Annotated in this window: 19 protein-coding genes; all 19 read right to left on the bottom strand. The window is 49.5% G+C overall.

Annotation, left to right across the window (positions count from 1 at the left end):
- Positions 1-91: 91 nt before the first annotated feature.
- The gene (locus tag CTH_RS01090; protein WP_078666040.1) at positions 92-649 is read right to left on the bottom strand and encodes a MerR family transcriptional regulator; all 558 of its coding nucleotides are present in this window, start codon (positions 647-649) and stop codon (positions 92-94) included.
- A 147-nt stretch (positions 650-796) separates the two neighbouring features.
- Complete coding sequence (locus CTH_RS01085) at positions 797-1,006, bottom strand: C1 domain-containing protein (RefSeq protein WP_078666041.1); 210 nt, start codon at positions 1,004-1,006, stop codon at positions 797-799.
- 80 nt (positions 1,007-1,086) lie between these two features.
- The gene (locus CTH_RS01080) at positions 1,087-1,929 is read right to left on the bottom strand and encodes a shikimate dehydrogenase (RefSeq protein WP_079906544.1); all 843 of its coding nucleotides are present in this window, start codon (positions 1,927-1,929) and stop codon (positions 1,087-1,089) included.
- A 60-nt stretch (positions 1,930-1,989) separates the two neighbouring features.
- Positions 1,990-2,199 (bottom strand): hypothetical protein, encoded by a 210-nt coding sequence (locus CTH_RS01075; RefSeq protein WP_078666043.1) that lies wholly within the window; start codon positions 2,197-2,199, stop codon positions 1,990-1,992.
- A gap of 44 nt (positions 2,200-2,243) precedes the next feature.
- A complete protein-coding gene (locus CTH_RS01070; protein ID WP_078666044.1) occupies positions 2,244-2,732 on the bottom strand; it encodes a YqeG family HAD IIIA-type phosphatase in 489 nt (162 codons plus the stop codon).
- Between the two features lie 73 nt (positions 2,733-2,805).
- Positions 2,806-3,516 carry an RNA polymerase sporulation sigma factor SigK gene (sigK, locus tag CTH_RS01065; protein WP_078666045.1) on the bottom strand — a complete coding sequence of 237 codons (711 nt, stop codon included), beginning with the start codon at positions 3,514-3,516 and terminating at the stop codon, positions 2,806-2,808.
- Positions 3,517-3,602: 86 nt separating this feature from the next.
- Positions 3,603-5,210, bottom strand: a complete 1,608-nt coding sequence (locus CTH_RS01060; RefSeq protein WP_078666046.1) for an acyl--CoA ligase family protein — start codon at positions 5,208-5,210, stop codon at positions 3,603-3,605.
- Between the two features lie 188 nt (positions 5,211-5,398).
- Entirely contained in the window at positions 5,399-5,869 is a 471-nt protein-coding gene (locus CTH_RS01055; protein ID WP_159071770.1) for a formylmethanofuran dehydrogenase subunit E family protein, read from the bottom strand.
- A 49-nt stretch (positions 5,870-5,918) separates the two neighbouring features.
- A complete protein-coding gene (locus CTH_RS01050; protein ID WP_107752753.1) occupies positions 5,919-6,116 on the bottom strand; it encodes a class I SAM-dependent methyltransferase in 198 nt (65 codons plus the stop codon).
- Between the two features lie 317 nt (positions 6,117-6,433).
- Positions 6,434-8,140 (bottom strand): ABC transporter ATP-binding protein, encoded by a 1,707-nt coding sequence (locus tag CTH_RS01045; RefSeq protein ID WP_107752751.1) that lies wholly within the window; start codon positions 8,138-8,140, stop codon positions 6,434-6,436.
- Positions 8,133-8,978, bottom strand: coding sequence for an ABC transporter permease (locus CTH_RS01040; protein WP_079906547.1), 846 nt, complete (start codon positions 8,976-8,978; stop codon positions 8,133-8,135). The genes CTH_RS01045 and CTH_RS01040 overlap by 8 nt, the downstream gene beginning before the upstream one ends.
- Complete coding sequence (locus CTH_RS01035; protein ID WP_107752749.1) at positions 8,936-9,940, bottom strand: ABC transporter permease; 1,005 nt, start codon at positions 9,938-9,940, stop codon at positions 8,936-8,938. Before CTH_RS01035 ends, CTH_RS01040 begins: the two co-directional genes overlap by 43 nt.
- Before the next feature lie 48 nt (positions 9,941-9,988).
- Positions 9,989-11,599, bottom strand: coding sequence for an ABC transporter substrate-binding protein (locus CTH_RS01030; RefSeq protein ID WP_107752747.1), 1,611 nt, complete (start codon positions 11,597-11,599; stop codon positions 9,989-9,991).
- Between the two features lie 29 nt (positions 11,600-11,628).
- Positions 11,629-12,240, bottom strand: a complete 612-nt coding sequence (locus tag CTH_RS01025) for an FmdE family protein (RefSeq protein WP_107752745.1) — start codon at positions 12,238-12,240, stop codon at positions 11,629-11,631.
- Positions 12,241-12,412: 172 nt separating this feature from the next.
- The gene (locus tag CTH_RS01020; protein WP_107752743.1) at positions 12,413-13,234 is read right to left on the bottom strand and encodes an ATP-binding cassette domain-containing protein; all 822 of its coding nucleotides are present in this window, start codon (positions 13,232-13,234) and stop codon (positions 12,413-12,415) included.
- Positions 13,225-14,034, bottom strand: coding sequence for a cobalt ECF transporter T component CbiQ (cbiQ, locus tag CTH_RS01015; protein WP_078666049.1), 810 nt, complete (start codon positions 14,032-14,034; stop codon positions 13,225-13,227). Before cbiQ ends, CTH_RS01020 begins: the two co-directional genes overlap by 10 nt.
- Before the next feature lie 2 nt (positions 14,035-14,036).
- Complete coding sequence (locus tag CTH_RS01010) at positions 14,037-14,228, bottom strand: CooT family nickel-binding protein (protein WP_078666050.1); 192 nt, start codon at positions 14,226-14,228, stop codon at positions 14,037-14,039.
- A gap of 3 nt (positions 14,229-14,231) precedes the next feature.
- A complete protein-coding gene (locus tag CTH_RS01005; protein ID WP_079907341.1) occupies positions 14,232-14,522 on the bottom strand; it encodes a PDGLE domain-containing protein in 291 nt (96 codons plus the stop codon).
- Positions 14,519-15,160 carry an energy-coupling factor ABC transporter permease gene (locus CTH_RS01000; RefSeq protein WP_079907343.1) on the bottom strand — a complete coding sequence of 214 codons (642 nt, stop codon included), beginning with the start codon at positions 15,158-15,160 and terminating at the stop codon, positions 14,519-14,521. Before CTH_RS01000 ends, CTH_RS01005 begins: the two co-directional genes overlap by 4 nt.
- Positions 15,161-15,190 lie beyond the last annotated feature (30 nt).

Raw genomic sequence — 15,190 nt, 5'->3', positions numbered from 1 at the left:
GTCACAATTAAATGCTATATTAGACATACCTTCGGCAAAATCCTGCTTTATTTCAGATTATTTTCTGGAAATAGCGTAAAAAAATAGGGCATTATGCCCGTCCCTGTTCTTCCGCTGTCCTTGCCTTTGGCCAGCGTCGCCAGAGATAATCCAGGAGACCGCGATTTTCCGCTGCGGCCAGCTGTTCTTCTACCCTGTTCTTTTCCTCCCGCAAGCGGGCCACCTCCCGGGCCAGTTCCCGGCTCTCCTGGCGGGCAGCCTGCAATTCCTGCATGATGGCACTGAACATAATAAATACCGTTGTCTTAAAATTATGCTCCACCCCCAGAGAAGCTGCCAGTACATTATCCAGTTCCAGTCGGCGTTTAGCTCCCTTGATGGTATACTGTTCTGTTTGCAACAACTCCTTGATTTTGGTCAGAACCTCCAGCTGTCTGGTAGTATAATGCTTTTTCTGGTTAATCAGCACCGCCTTCCCCATATACTCGGCAAATTCCTTTTCCCAGTGCCTGACCGTACTGCACTCCACTTGCAAAATGGTGGCTACCTGCTTTAAAGTCAATAGCTGTTCTCCTTCAGCTTCCAGGGCCTGTCCCTCTCCCGCTAATAATTCCGCATCATCCCATTCTTTCTCCAGTTCTGCCTCCACCGATTTTCACCTCCGACCCTTTATTTACTGCAATATTTTAACAGATTAAGCCCAGTAAAATTTGCCATTTCTTGCGCCTGTGCCAGAAAACTTTCCGTCTCGATTCAGCATTTTTCGCCATAAACAAAAAAGAGAGCTCCCGCCCTCTTAAATCTCACCAATGGCCTGCACCGAACCATCTTCCAGTATTTCCAGCAGGGTCAGCCGTTCTGACAACTGGCCCTGTTTCTTTTCCACGATTTCCGTAAAACAATCCCGGCAAAAATAGGTTTGTTTGGCAATGCGGCCAATGTTTTTACTGCCACACTGGGGACAAAGCTGAAAGGCAAAACGGGATTGGCCGTTTCTTTTCGCCACCGGAACACCCCTCCCATTCCAGGTAAACCGATACAAATAGATTATATCACATAATTGTAATGGCAAATGTGACAAATTTGTTAATTTTGTTCACTGATACCCAGAGCTGTCAACATCACCTCCAGCGGAGGCTCCATTCCCGTCCAGAGCCGGAAAGCCTCCCGTCCCTGTTCCACCAGCATCAAGATACCATTTACTGTAGTAGCCCCCCGACTCCTGGCCCTGGCCAGTAAGCGGGTCTCCTGCGGATTATAAATCAGGTCGAAAACCTTGTGCTGTCTGCCAAAAACCTCTGGCGGCAAAGGTGGGCATAAATGGGGTTCCGGACTCATACCTAAAGGCGTGGTGTTAATAATAATCTCCACCTCTGCCGCAACCCGGGCTAAAGCCCGCTCCTGCCACGGTATGTAAGTTACTGCCGCGATGGTCTGTAAACTCCCTACTGCCTCCGGCCGTCGGGCTGCCACCAGGATTTCCCCGGCCCCCTCCTGTGCAAGGGCATAAACCACCGCCCGGGCCGAGCCCCCTGCTCCTAAAACCAGCACCCGCCTACCAGCGGGTATAGCCTTGATATGGTCCAGAGTAGCCTTTACCCCCAGCCAGTCGGTGTTATAACCCCAAATTCGTCCTTCTTTGATCACCAGTGTATTCACTGCTCCAATTGTAGCCGCCGCCTGGTCCAGCTCGTCCACCAGAGTCAGAACTGCTTCCTTGTGGGGAATAGTGACATTGGCTCCGGCAAAGCCCAGGGCCACTAATCCCCTTACCGCCGCTGCCACCTGGTCCGAAGCCACTGGTAGTGGAACATAACACCAGTTCAGGCCCAAAGCTTGAAAAGCAGTATTATGCATCAAGGGCGATCTGGAGTGTTCCACCGGTTGTCCAATTATACCTACCAGACGGGTCTTGCCATCAATCCACATAATCTTCTCCCCTTTGGCCAGAAAAGAAAAAAGGAAGGTACTCCTTCCTTTTTTCGCTCTTTAGATAAAAAATTCCTGCTTTTCCGGAGAAAAATATAATTTTACTTCAATTCCCGTATTCCTGTCAACAATGCCCATGTCCACCAGCTGGTAAGCTTCCAGTTCCGGGTGTTGCTGACGTATTTCCGCCACCTCAGCGCGGATGCGGGCCAGCAGGGCCCAGCCATTATCAATTTCCTGGTAAGGGACATAACAGCTAAAGGTCTCCATTGCCATAACCTCCCTTTTGCCATTATGCCCGCTTCAATTCAGGTTTAAACCCGCCGGCCAGTCAAAACCCTTTCCAGCCAGCGCAAAAAGTAGGTCCCCTTATGTTCTACAGGGCTGAGGGGATTGACCAGCACCGTAAAGAGACCGGCCCGATTCCCCCCCAGCACATCAGTCATGATCTGGTCCCCCACCACAGCCGTCTCCTCTGGCTTCACTGCCAGCAGCCGCAGGGCCTGCCGGAACCCTTTACGCCGCGGTTTAACCGCCTGAGAAATCCCCGGGATCCCCAGCTCCCCGGCCAGCTGAGCTACCCGTTCCGGTTTGTTATTGGAAACCAGGCAGAGCAAAAGCCCTGCCGCCTTCATTTCCTCAATCCAGCGCAAGCTCTCCTCCGGAAAAATCCCCTCTGCCCAGGGCAGCAGGGTATTATCCAAATCCAGCAAAACTGCTTTAATCCCTTTTTCGTAAAAAAATTCCGGACTGATCTCCGTCAACTTGCCAAAAACCGCATCCGGAACTAACCAGTGTCCCATACTCCGCCTCCGTTGTTTTTTCTTTTTTTCTTTTTATGATAACAAAAAAATAACGGAGGCACAAATTCCAGAGTCAATGTTTCAACTTGCGCTCCTGCTGATATTCCTTTAGCAGCTTGTTGATGGCTCTCTTTTCTATTCGGGAGACATAGGAGCGGCTGATTCCCAGCAAACGGGCAATATATTTCTGGGTCCGTTCCTCCCCGCCGAAGAGGCCAAAACGCATATCCAGCACCGCCAGTTCCCGCTTGGACAGGCCTTTCACCTTCTGAAGCAGCTGTTTATTATCAAACTCCCTTTCCACCATCAGGCTGATTTCATCCGGATCGGTACCCAGGATATCATTGAGGGTAATTTCATTGCCTTCTTTATCCTGGCCAATGGGGTCATCCAGAAAAACTTCCTGGCGCCGGTTTTTGGTGGCCCGTAAATGCATTAAAATTTCATTTTCTATGCAGCGGGCAGCGTAAGTAGCCAGTTTGGTCCCCTTATCCCGGCTGTAGGTATTGATCGCCTTGATCAGACCAATGGTGCCAATGGAAATCAGGTCATCATTATCTTCTCCAGTACCCTCAAACTTTTTCACAATATGGGCTACCAGCCGCAAGTTCCTCTCCGCTAAAATATTTCGAGCTTCCCGGTCCCCTTTTTCCAGCCGCTCCAGATAATAAGCCTCTTCTTCCGGGGTTAAAGGCTGAGGAAAAGTGTTACTGGTAATATAGGATACCAGCAGGAGAATACCATTAATCAGGGATAAGACCGAAAGCACCAGCCAGCCAGACATAGAAAAGCACCTCCTATCCCGCTTACCACAACAAGGGTAATACTAGGATATGGAGATGCTTTTTGTCCGGTGCCTGTCTAAAAAGATTAATTTACCCGGCGTTCCCGGCCAGCCCACTCTTTTTCCCGCAGGATGTATTTCAGGATCTTGCCGGTACCGGTTTTGGGCAATTCGCCAAACTCCACCTTTTTCGGACACTTGAAGCGGGCCATCCGTTCCCGGCAGAACTCGATAATCTCTTCCTCTGTTGCTGTCATCCCGGGCTTCAGGGTGACAAAGGCCTTGGGGACTTCACCCCATTTCTCATCCGGAATGGCCACTACTGCCACTTCCATCACCGCCGGATGCTGGTAGATGACATTTTCTACTTCCACTGTAGAAATGTTTTCCCCACCGGAAATGATAATATCCTTGCCCCGGTCCTTGATCTCGATATAACCATCGGGATGGACCACAGCCAGGTCGCCGCTGTGGAACCAGCCGCCCAGGGAAGACAGAGCGGTGGCTTGCGGGTCTTTAAAATAGCCACAGTTGACATTATTGCCCCGGAAGACGATTTCCCCCATGGTCTGGCCATCTCTGGGCACAGGCTGCATATCCTTGTTGACTACCATCATTTCCACAGAGGTGATATAAGGCACTCCCTGCCGTGCTTTCAATCTGGCCCTTTCCTCTGCCGGCAGTTCATCCCATTCCGCTTTCCATTCACACAGGGTATGAGGACCATAAGTCTCGGTCATGCCATAAACATGGATGACTTCCGCTCCCATAGCCTCAGCATTCTTGATCACCGTAGGAGAAGGTGGTGCTCCCGCAGTCAGGATGCGCAGATGTTGCTCAAGCTTCAGCTCCTGTGCTTTGGGATGGTTGGTCATCATCACCAGCACGGTAGGTGCAGCACAGAGATGGGTTACCCTTTCCTGAACCAGCAATTCGAAAATGCGCTCCGGTTCCACCTTGCGCAAGCAGACATGGGTACCACCTACCGCTGTTACCGCCCAGGTAAAGCACCAGCCATTGCAGTGGAACATGGGCAGGGTCCAGAGATAGACGGAACGGGAATTCATCCCGGCCTCCAGCGCTTCTCCCAGGGCATTCAAGTAAGCGCCCCGATGGGAATACATTACCCCTTTAGGCAAACCGGTAGTACCGCTGGTGTAATTAAGAGCGATCATTTCCAATTCATCTTCGACGGGAATGGGGATTTCTTCCTCACTGCCCCGGGCCAGGAATTCCTCGTATTCTATGACATCAATCTGTGCAGTTTCTTCGCCATCATAGATTTTGATAAAATGCTGTACTGCCGGCAGTTCCTTCATAATCGGCTCAACCACATGGGCCAAACCGGCATCAAAGAACAGCACTTTCGCTTCCGAGTGATTGAGGATATATTTAATTTCATGGGCAACCAGACGGATATTGAGGCTGAGCAACGCCCCTCCCGCCAGCGGTACACCATAATGGGCTTCCAGCATGGGCGGAATATTAGGGCAAAGAAAGGCCACCCGGTCCCCTTTCTCAATTCCCAGGCCTTTCAAGGCACTGGCCAGGCGATTGACCCTGGCGGCAAATTCCCGGTAAGTATAGCGCCGGTCATTGTATACTACCGCCGTTTTTTCCGGAAATACATAGAGACTGCGTTTTAAAAAACTAAGTGGAGTTAGTGGAGCATAATAGACTTTTTTCTCTCCCATTTTGAAACCTCCCCCTATCTTTGTCTTCCTGTCAATAAATCTAAACAATTCCACCATTTTTCTCACCAACTTTTGCCTAAAGGCCGGATTTTCCCCCTGAACGGTCTATATTAATTATTGAATGGATATTCATTTTGTGCCTATTCTTTACATGTCTTCTGTTCACGGACAAAAAATAAGCCAGGCAGTTATTCCTGCCTGGTTTCCACTTTGAGGAAAAACTCCTCATCCTCCAGATCCATGACTTGCTGGGCCAGTTCCACCATTTCAGCAATAATTTCTGACTTTCTTCCATTTTTTACTGGGCTCAGTTTTTCCTGAAACAATTGTTGCCATTGTTCCTCATAAACAGCTAACCGGGGGGTTAGCTCCAGCTCAATCCTTAAACTCTGTCCTGGCAATGATAATTCAAAATGGTATCTGTCCTCAGCCTCAACCTGCAAATTTCCTTTGCCATAGGTTGCCCCCAGCAACAGCTGCAGAGCATCCAAACCGCAAAAACGTTTACCCGCCCTGATAATGCACTCATCCCCCGGTGGATATTGTCGTCCTAATTCCTGCAGCATACGCATGGCCACCCGATAACCAGCCGCAATGCCCGGACAGACATGACCATGAAATTGTACCACTCGTTCCCAGGGGGTCAGTTCTGTACACATCGCCATCGCTCCTCATATTTTTGCTATGGCGATTATAACACAACTTACACTATTTGCCCAGGTTTTCCGAAATCATTTTTTCCAGTGTTTCTTTATCATTTATACCTGGCGTCATGGAAGCAAACACCAGATCAAACTTGCCGGACCATCCTTCTTTGTCCAGTCCAACTTCCTCCCACGGACGGTTGATGTAAGTGATATTGAAAACCCCTTCTTTTTTGGCTCTTTCTTCAAGTATCTCCAGCATATTTGATGCCGGATCAAGGGCTCAGACATGGGCTGCCCTTTTGGCCAAAGGAATGGTGTAGTTCCCGGGACCGCAACCGATATCCAACACCGTCATTCCTGCTGTTTTTACCCCACAATAATCTAAAAATGCCAGAGCCGCTTCAATCCTGGTTTGGGAGTCCTTTTTTGCTGTATTTTGGCAAAACGACCGGCCCGGTTATTCCACATTGCCACCGTTCTTTGCAAGTCATAGGCAGGTTGGTTTTGTTTCCGACGGTTATTCTTGGCCTGTGCCCAGGCTTCTGCCCGGAAATCAGTTTCATTGCCGGAACAGGTCTATGCGGTTGAACATTTCTCAACATTATCCTGTAAAGCAAGCCATTCCCTGTTGACATCCAATGAGGGAGCGGCGGCCAACAGGCTCCTGGTATACGGGTGTTTGGGCTTAGAAGTGACACGGTGGGAAGGCCCTTCTTCCAATACCCTGCCCTCCCTGAGAACAATAATCCGGTCGCTCACCTTCCGGGCCAGGGCAATATCATGGGTAATAAACAGCAAACTTAGCCCCTTTTTTTCCTGGAGATTTATGAGCAGTTTTAGTATCTTGGCCTGGACACTGGGATCCAGAGCCGAAGTCGGCTCATCGGCTATGAGTAATTTGGGAGCCAGTATCAATGCCCTGGCAATAGCCACCCGCTGAGCTTCGCCGCCGCTTAGTTGGTGCGGGTAGGTCAGCAGGAACTCCTCTGTAGCGGGTAACTCCACTTCTTCTAGCACGCATTTTACCTTTTCCCTGCGCTCCATACGGTCACCTATTTTGTGTATCTCCAATGGTTCACTCACAGCTTCCAGGACCGTTTGCCGGTGACTTATGGATTCAGAGGGGTTCTGGTAAATCATCTGTACCTGCCGGTAAAAATCTTTACCACGCCGCTCAACCGGCCGGCCGTTTAAAAAAATTAGCCCCTCTGACGGTTCAATGCTGCCCATTATAATCCGGGCCAACGTCGTTTTTCCCGATCCGCTTTCGCCGACAAGGGCTACCGTTTCCCCCTCATACAGGGTAAGATTTATTTTTTCCACTGCGCGCAGACGGCCAAAAGACTTGCCTACATTTTTTACTTCCAGCAGCGGAACTATCCCCCCCAAATGGCAGGCCACCATACGCCTGTCATTTTCTATTAACTCAGGGCATGTCTGACTGCAAACGGGCTTACTCTGGGTGCACCGCGGCGCAAAGGGGCAACCCCTGGCCGGCCTTGAAAGCCTGCCGGGAATTCCCTGCAGGTCCTTGGTAGTGGTCATATTCGGATAGGCGCGCAACAGCCCTCTGGTATAGGGATGTTTGGGGCTGAACAGGATTGCGCCCGTGGGCCCCAGTTCCACTATTCTGCCCCCATATAAAACGGCAGTTTTTTGGGTTAGAGCGGCTGCTGTGGAAAAATCGTGGGTAATCACCAGCATCGTGTGCTGCCGGCCAATTTGCTGCAGCATTTTAATAATCTCTGCCTTCGTAATGGGGTCAAGCGCCGAAGTGGGCTCATCCAGAATCAGCAGTTCCGGCTCATTAGCCAAAGCCATGGCAATAAGCGCCCGCTGCTTCTGTCCGCCGCTTAACTGATGCGGGTAGAAAAAATGAAAATCAGGGGAAATCCCGACCCTTTTTAATAACTCCCCGGCTCTTATTTGGGCTTCCCGCCTGTTAAACAAACCGTGTTCCACCATGGGCTCCATAACCTGATCGAGTATAGTGTACAAAGGGTTCAGGGCATTTTCTACGTTTTGAAAGACCATGGCAACCTGATTCCACCTGATTTTGGCCATTTCCCCGGCAGCCAGCCCCAGCAGGTTACGCCCCTCATAAAGTATTTCACCGGTACATGCCCCATCGCTAAGACCAATAATGCTACGGCCCAAAGTGGTTTTTCCTGTGCCTGATTCCCCTATTAAAGCAAGAGATTCACCCCTGGTCAGGGTCAGGTTGATGTTGTTCAAAACCCTGGTCTGGCCAAAACTTACCGATAAATTTCTGATTTCAAGCATGCCTTCCCCTCCTCAACCTCGGGTCCATGGCCTCTTCCAGGGCATAACCGATAAATGTAAAAGCCATAACAGTCGCTGACAGGGATACACCTACCGGTATAAGCCACCACTGCCATACATCAAGATAAACGTATTTTAATGCATGATATAGCATTTTCCCCCAACTTACGGTTGTAGGGTCCGTTACCCCCAAGAAGGACAGCCCGGCCTCCATAAAAACGGCCCGCCGCGCTCCCTGAACCAGGTTAGCCACAAGTATAGGACCGAGGTCAGGAATAATATGGCGTCTTAATATATACAACGGCCCGGCTCCAAAAGTTCGGGCAGCCCGGACATGGGCTTTTTCTTTTAAAACCAGGGTCTGAGACCTGATAATCCTGGCGCCGCCGGGCCAGGTAAGCAATGACAGCAACAGTATCAGGCACCACGAGCTTGGCTGGATATAAGCGGCTATTATGATAACCACTAGCATTGGGGGAATTACCAGCAGGGCATCTACCACCCGCATTGCCACTTTTTCATAAAACCCGCCCAGAAACCCCGCCGTCGCCCCGACAACACTACTTATGGCCGTAGAGAATAAAGCTACGGTAACGGCTACCAGCAGGGAAGTTCGAGCGCCATATAACAGCCCCGCAAAAATGTCCTGCCCAACATCATTGGTGCCTAGCAAATGTTCCCTGGAAGGAGGCCGGAAAGAAGCCGTTGTCTGTTCTGTAGGGTTAAAAGAAGCAAGTACAGGCGCAAAAACAGCAGCGCCGACTATTAGCGTCAATAAAATCAGACCAAGGCGACCTAAATTGTTGGATTTAATCTCCTGCCAGTATTTAATGTGCATGATTTTAACCTCGGGTCAATCTTTTTATATAACATATCAACAGAAAAATTGGCTGTTAAGACAAAAACTGTTACCACAAGGAAAACTCCCTGTAAAAGGGGATAATCCCTGGTTTGCAGGGCTTTTTGAATCAAGAGCCCCAGCCCAGGGTAGGAAAAAACCGTTTCGATAAACAGAGCCCCGGTCAGCATCCTGCCGACCTGCATACCCGTATGGGTAATTACCGGCAGCAATGAATTTCTTCCGGCATGCCGGTATCTTACCACCTGATCATTTAAGCCTTTGGCCCTGGCGGTAAGGATAAAAGCCTCACCAAGGGTGGTTACCATACTGTTTCGGGCCAGGAGATAAGAACCGGTCAGGTTTACCAAAGTCAGTGAAACGGCAGGCAATACAAGGTGTTTTAATACATCGAGTACAAGAGTTATACCCGCATAACCGGCATAGGGAGTCATAGCCCCATTAAGGGGGAAAACTTCCCAAACCACCCCGAACAGAATCAAAAAAACCATCCCGAGAAAAAAATCGGGTAAGCCGTCCAAAAACATAGTTCCGGCAAGCAAGGCCCGGTCAATCTTTTGGCCGCGCCGCCAACCCGATTCTATCCCCAGCAGGGTACCGATAATTGTCGAAATGCTTATTGCTGTTCCTACCAAAAGGAAAGTCCAGGGAAGCGCTCCCAATATAACTTTGGTTACCGGAGCATTATAAAAATAGGAATAGCCTAAATCTCCTTTCAACAGCGACAACAAATAAGCGCCAAATTGCCCCGCAAGGGGCCGGTCGAGGGAAAACCGTTCGACCAGCCGCGCCTTCAACTCCGGGGTCATCTGAATCATGGCTTCCTCTCCGTAAATAGCTGTTAAAGGGTCTCCAGGCATCAACCGGGGAAGCAAAAAATTAAGTGAAATAATAATGAAAAAGGCTACCAGGTAATTAGTGACTTCGTTAAACTTGATCATTAATTTGCCTCCGCCTTTCATCGTCATACAATTACCGGCATCCAGCGGCTACTGGCGCACAAAAGCCCATTTATTTAACGGCAGGGGCACTCCAGAACCGATTCCTTTCTTTGTATTAAACAGCCTGATTTTTCCGTCGTAGCCGTAATACCAGTCCGGATAATACAGGGTTAGAGCAGGCATTTCCTCTGCATAAAGCTCCTGGATTTTTTCCACTTTTGCTTTGCGCTCGTCGGGATTCATAAACGCAACCTGTTCCTTCAGCAGACCGGTTAAAATCTTGCTATCAGTATATCTTGTACTGGTAACCCCTTTGCCTATGATCACCTTGTTTAAAATCTCGGCATCGCCCCCCAGTCCTCCGTGTCCGGACAGGGCCATATCGAATTTCCAGTCCTGCACCATGGAGTCAAGAGTTTTGGCTTCCAGACTTTTCAGGTTAACCTTGATTCCCACTTTTTCCAACTGCTGTTTGATAAACTGCCCGTCTCTTTCATAGTCGGGGCTGCATAGCAGCTCAAGGGTTAACTCCTGCCCGTTTTTGACAAAATAGCCGTTTTTCAATTCATATCCAAGCCCTCTTAATAACTCCTTCGCTTTTTCCGGGTTATAATCATATTTTTTTACATTGGGGTTATACCATTCTGAATCAGGGGAAAGGAGACCCGGTTTACCCGCCAGGGCATACCCTCTCCTGGTTGTTTTTACCATTTGTTCGCAGTCAATGGCATAAGCCAAAGCCTGCCGGAATTCCCTGGCCGAAAAAGGTTCCTTCTGATGGTTGAATAACAGTTTCAGAGCCCAATCGGATTGTGCCTCTATTACTGACAGCCCCTTATTGGCCACTTCGTCTTTCAGTTCCGGTGGAATCTGGGCAAAATTAACCTCTCCTCTCTCCAAAGCGGCTGCCGCCATTTCATTACTGACTTTAACAAATTTAAGTTTTTCCACTCGCGGACTGCCCAAATAATAGTTCCGGTTGGCCTCGTACAGGTAAGTCCCCTGTTCTTTGTTGTAATCCGCCAGTTTAAAAGGTCCGGTACCTATTACCGCTTCAGGTCCTTGAAATTCTTCGGGTTTTTCGACCTGTTTCCAGATGTGCTCCGGTATTATCGGCATCGTTCCGGCTACGTTATTTAAGAAAGGAGCGTATTTTTCCCTGAGATAGATCTTTACCTTGTAGTCGTCAATGATTTCTACCCTGTCTATTTTGGTAGTATCAACCCAGGCATAGGGATGTTCCCTGGTATAATCAAAGGTGAAAGCTACATCCCTGGCGGTGAATTTCTGCCCGTCATGCCACTTCGCTTTTTCATTGAGCTCAAAGTAGTAAGCATTTTCTCCTTCGATATATTCCCATTTTTTAGCCAGGGCCGGTATGTAACCCTTTTCGTCTTTCCATACAAGGGTATCAAAGATAAAACTCATCCTGACATAACCAGGCCCCCGCTGGTAGTGGCTGTAAGGAGTGGGATAGCCCCAGTCTCCAGTAGGGTCAGCTATGGTATAAGTATCTATTTTGGTTGAAGAATTTACATCCTGAGCTTGTTTGGTTTGTGTTGTACTACTGCACCCGGTAAAGATTAGAACCATAATCAACATGATTGAAATAATAAATGCTATTTTCTTTTTATAAAACTGCTTCTTAAACCACTTCATTAAGTTATACCTCCTCCTCCGAGTTCGATTTACCATCCTCTGGTATACTCTTCCCCGGCACATACAAGACAGACCATCTTGCCGTCTTTAACCCGCACGCGGGGTTCCATAGCGCCTTCACCACACTCAGCACAAATGATTGTGTCAAATATGCGCGCTTTCTTGGGAAAGTCGAGTTTAACTTTCTCCACCTTGCAGAACTCCTCAACAGATAGTTCCATGATCTTTTGCGACTTCTCCAGGTGCTTTTTCTTAAAACAGTCATATTCCTCATCAGTTGCTTCGCCTTTTATGACCAGGTCCATCAATTTCCGGTGCTCGGGGTCGCGTCCCATGACATCGGGTTTCACCGAAACCCGCACCGCCTCGCCGGTTTTCCTGTTGCCAAAGGTATAAACCTGTTTGCCATAATCCCGGTAGATCAGGTTCCCTTTGCCGATGGTGCAGCCCGTTAAAACCTGGATAGCATCAACGCCGCAGGCATCGTTTTCTACAATTGTTACCAATTCCTCATCGGCAGCCCTGGAAACACCAAGTTCGTTAAGAGCTATGACCGCCGCCTTAAAACCCAGCGCAAGTCCGGGGCAGATATGTCCGTGAAATTCTACACACTTTTCCCATGGAGTTAATTCTCTGCACATTTGCATCTTCTCCTTTCATTTGTGAAACTCTTTTTTAAAGTGCGGCGCAAAGGCGAGCGAAACCTTTGCGCCCATAAAGGAAGGTTTGGAAGGAGGAATATATATGAAAAAGGCCATGGAAACCCCTCTCTTATCAGAGGACCAGGTCTCCATGACCTTTTCATTCTCATCGTTATTTTGTCTGTAAAAGCTTCCTGATAATGGCCGCCCCTTCAGCTATAGTTTTCGGCATTTGTTCCAGCTGCAATTCCGGCAGCTGCTGAAAGAGCCTGGTGATGATGGGAAAACGCAGGGCAGCAGCCTCTACTAACTGTTTATCAGTTAACAGTTCCGGCCCTCCCTGGGCCAGACAGGTTCCATCCTTAATCACAATTAACTGATCTGCCCATTCTGCCGCCAGGTCCACATCATGGGTAGCAATCACGATGGTAGTGCCTCTGGCATTTAATTCATCCAGAATGTGAAACAGAGTATCTTTTCCCTGAGGATCCAGAAAGGCTACGGGTTCATCCAGGATAATCACTTCCGGATCCATGGCCAGAATGCCGGCAATGGCCACCCGTTTTTTCTGCCCGTAGCTCAAATGGTAGGGAGCTTTATCCTGATAGGCCGTCATCCCCACAGCCGCCAGGGCAGCCGCTACCCGCCGGCTGATTTCATCCGGTTCTAGTCCCATGTTCAGCGGCCCAAAGGCTACATCTTCCCAGACTGTGGCGGAAAAAACCTGATCATCCGGATCCTGAAAGACCAGTCCTACCTTGCTGCGCAAAAGCCGCGCATTCCGGGCGGTAACCGGTTCGCCATCAAACAATACCTGCCCGCGTTGAGGCAGATGGATCCCGTTCAAATGCAGGATCAAAGTGGATTTCCCGGCTCCATTCGGGCCTAAAATGGCTACCTTTTTGCCCCGGGGAATGGTCAGGGAAAGACCGCGCAGGGCCACTGTCCCATCCTTGTAACGGTAAAATAGGTCCTGAACTTCAATTAGAGCCACTTCTCCACCCCGCTTATTTCAGCGATTTTAAGCAAAATCCCCATCGACACGATGGCAGCGCCGGTCACCCAGTCCTGCCAGCGCGGTGCCATCTGGGTACTGCAGGCTACTTCTCCCTGGTAACCCCGGGCCAGCATAGCAATATAAATCCGGTCTCCCCGTTCAGTTGCCCGCAAAAACAGCATCCCCACCATCTGCCCCAGGGTTTTCATGGTGCGCCAGTGATAAAGCCCTTTGCCTCTTTGAAAACCCCGGGCCTGGCGGGCAGTTTGCATTCTCTCCAGTTCACTGCCCAGCAGACTGAAATAGCGGAGGGTAAAGGCGATCAAACTGACCAGCAAATCAGGCAATCCCAGCTGACGTAAGCCCTGTAATAACTGAGATTGGGTAGTAGTTTCCGTCAATATGGTCAAAGCCAAGACAGCATTCAAGACACGCAAAGCCAGAAACAGGGCTTTTTGCCCGCCTTCCACAGTTGCGGTCAATTTAAAGGCCAGTATATTTCCCGTCCAGAGCGGCTGCCCTGGAGTGATAAAGGGAACCAGCAAAACCATCACTCCGGCAAAAGGCAAGAACCAGATTAGTCTTTTCAGCAAGGCAACAGGGCTAATTCGCGCCAGCAGCGCTATTCCCAGTAAGACCAGAGCAGCAACTGCCAGCAGTAAAATATTTTTAATGGTGGAGAAAATGATAATCATCGAAATGAGGGAGAGAATTTTCAAGCGAGTTTCCAGCTGCAGCAGAGGGGAACGCCCTGCGGCAACAGTTGGGAAGTCCCCGTGATAACCTGCCTGGCACATAGCTATTCATTCCTTTCCAGAACGATCTTATGATCCACCAGGGCCATTTCCACAATCCGGCCTTTTATGGTTTTGCGCTGACCGAAAATATTCTCCAGATATAACTCATTACCCTGGGGGATGATTTTGTCTACCCGTTCCAGCAGCAATTCCTCTTTTTCCCCCTGGCGTAGATAGGCATTGGCCTCACACATAGCCTAGCTCCTCCTTTCCTTGCCACCAATTAAGAGTTTGCCCATTGCGTACATAAATATAAATACCAGACAAGTCCCCACAATTCCTGCCACAGCCGTAGCTATTTTTTCATTTTGAATACCGGGAAAAAGATAGTCAGGGATAGGAGAAGAGAGCAATGAGGTTCCCTTTTCCAGAAAGCCATGATCTTCGGCTACCCGTTCCAGGCCATCCGGGCTGGAGGAGGCGAAAGGCGAAAGAAAAGCCGCAATCGCCAGGGCCAGGCCCAGTCCGCTCAGAATTTTGCCTTTCATGCTTCCCACCCCGCTTTCTCCTGTTCAACCTCATAGACCAGACGATTTTTAAAGACGAAGTTTACAGCCACAGCCGTGAGCATTCCTTCACCGATACCGATCAAGGCATGCCAGAAGGCCATCGCCGGTAAAACCTTGGCCAGAGGAATGGTGCCAGAGATAGCCAGCTCCAGAGAAGCCGCCACCGCTGCTGCCATAACCGAAACCCAGCCGGCCAGGAAATTGCTTACCCCGGCAGGCAAGCGCAATTTTTTCAAGCTGTTTTCCATCAACCAGGCAGCTCCGACGCCAATCACCGCCATGTTAAGGATATTAGCCCCCAGAGCTGTGATGCCACCATCCTGGAAAAACAGACTCTGGATGATTAAGACTGTTGCCAGAATTAAGCTGGCACTCCAGGGCCCCAGCAAGGAGGTAGCCAGAGCCGCCCCCAGCAAGTGACCCGAAGTCCCGCCGGCCACCGGGAAATTGACCATCTGACCGGCAAAAATAAAGGCTGACATGATGCCCAGCACCGGGATTTGCCGCTCCTTGAGACTAGCCTGAGCCTGCTTGATGCTATACCCTAAAGCTCCGGTACTAATGGCCGCCGCCGGCACCCAAACGCCAGGGCTTAAAAAACCATCTGGAATATGCATTTCCCTCACCCTTTCTTTTAAAATAAAAAC

The organism is Carboxydocella thermautotrophica (genome assembly GCA_003054495.1).
Taxonomy (GTDB): domain Bacteria; phylum Bacillota.
Note: the sequence above shows the minus strand (reverse complement) of the source record. Positions and strands in the feature narration are given on the sequence as shown.

What these genes read in the sequence shown, in the direction of transcription:
- CTH_RS01000 (WP_079907343.1), bottom strand. Translation starts at nt 15,160, where the DNA reads ATGCATATTCCAGATGGTTTTTTAAGCCCTGGCGTTTGGGTGCCGGCG.
- CTH_RS01045 (WP_107752751.1), bottom strand. Translation starts at nt 8,140, where the DNA reads ATGCTTGAAATCAGAAATTTATCGGTAAGTTTTGGCCAGACCAGGGTT.
- CTH_RS01040 (WP_079906547.1), bottom strand. Translation starts at nt 8,978, where the DNA reads ATGCACATTAAATACTGGCAGGAGATTAAATCCAACAATTTAGGTCGC.
- CTH_RS01005 (WP_079907341.1), bottom strand. Translation starts at nt 14,522, where the DNA reads ATGAAAGGCAAAATTCTGAGCGGACTGGGCCTGGCCCTGGCGATTGCG.
- CTH_RS01080 (WP_079906544.1), bottom strand. Translation starts at nt 1,929, where the DNA reads ATGTGGATTGATGGCAAGACCCGTCTGGTAGGTATAATTGGACAACCG.
- CTH_RS01070 (WP_078666044.1), bottom strand. Translation starts at nt 2,732, where the DNA reads ATGGGACACTGGTTAGTTCCGGATGCGGTTTTTGGCAAGTTGACGGAG.
- cbiQ (WP_078666049.1), bottom strand. Translation starts at nt 14,034, where the DNA reads ATGTGCCAGGCAGGTTATCACGGGGACTTCCCAACTGTTGCCGCAGGG.
- CTH_RS01025 (WP_107752745.1), bottom strand. Translation starts at nt 12,240, where the DNA reads ATGTGCAGAGAATTAACTCCATGGGAAAAGTGTGTAGAATTTCACGGA.
- CTH_RS01010 (WP_078666050.1), bottom strand. Translation starts at nt 14,228, where the DNA reads ATGTGTGAGGCCAATGCCTATCTACGCCAGGGGGAAAAAGAGGAATTG.
- CTH_RS01055 (WP_159071770.1), bottom strand. Translation starts at nt 5,869, where the DNA reads ATGTGTACAGAACTGACCCCCTGGGAACGAGTGGTACAATTTCATGGT.
- sigK (WP_078666045.1), bottom strand. Translation starts at nt 3,516, where the DNA reads ATGTCTGGCTGGCTGGTGCTTTCGGTCTTATCCCTGATTAATGGTATT.
- CTH_RS01035 (WP_107752749.1), bottom strand. Translation starts at nt 9,940, where the DNA reads ATGATCAAGTTTAACGAAGTCACTAATTACCTGGTAGCCTTTTTCATT.
- CTH_RS01060 (WP_078666046.1), bottom strand. Translation starts at nt 5,210, where the DNA reads ATGGGAGAGAAAAAAGTCTATTATGCTCCACTAACTCCACTTAGTTTT.
- CTH_RS01030 (WP_107752747.1), bottom strand. Translation starts at nt 11,599, where the DNA reads ATGAAGTGGTTTAAGAAGCAGTTTTATAAAAAGAAAATAGCATTTATT.
- CTH_RS01075 (WP_078666043.1), bottom strand. Translation starts at nt 2,199, where the DNA reads ATGGAGACCTTTAGCTGTTATGTCCCTTACCAGGAAATTGATAATGGC.
- CTH_RS01050 (WP_107752753.1), bottom strand. Translation starts at nt 6,116, where the DNA reads ATGCTGGAGATACTTGAAGAAAGAGCCAAAAAAGAAGGGGTTTTCAAT.